We start from the raw sequence: 598 nt of genomic DNA, 5'->3' as shown, positions 1-598 counted from the left end.
AAAAAGCCTATAGGGATGATAGGCACGGGCGTTAATCTTACCGACTTTTCAAATTTTATAGCTTCCAGTTATCATGAATTCGATGAAAATATCACGACATATATGTTCAATAAATATGATGAAATTACATCGGCGGCGGATTATAACTTGGTTCAAAATAAAGTCCGTCTTGACGAACACCTCGGCAAAACAGGAAAAGAATTAATCAGAGTCGCGCGCGAGCTTTCCGACGGCGAGAGCCGCAGTTTCCTCTATGATAAAAAAATATATCTTGTAAACTCCATCCAGTTTATGAAATGGTATCTTGTCGTAAGTTATCCGGCGTACGGCTTTTTATCTTTGAACCACGCGATGAATACCGTATTTTTCAGTATGCTTATCCTCATCCTGTTCCTGTTCATCATTATTAATACTTATATCGCCCGCTCTGAAAATGAGATGGCGAAGCAAAACCTGCAACTGATTGAGGCAAACCGAAAGGCTGAATCCGCTTCCCGCGCAAAAAGCGATTTTCTGGCGAAGATGAGCCACGAAATCCGCACGCCCATGAACGCCATTACGGGCATGGCGGAACTTCTGCTGAGGGGGGAACTCTCCT

Annotated in this window: 1 protein-coding gene; it reads left to right on the top strand. The window is 43.1% G+C overall.

Annotated features, from left to right (window positions below; genetic code table 11):
* Positions 1-598 (top strand): histidine kinase dimerization/phospho-acceptor domain-containing protein (locus ACYVRA_RS08235; protein WP_461252246.1); only part of this gene is annotated, 598 nt, incomplete at both ends.

Source organism: Treponema sp. R8-4-B8, assembly GCF_054786175.1.
This window is presented reverse-complemented; position numbering and strand designations above follow the sequence as displayed.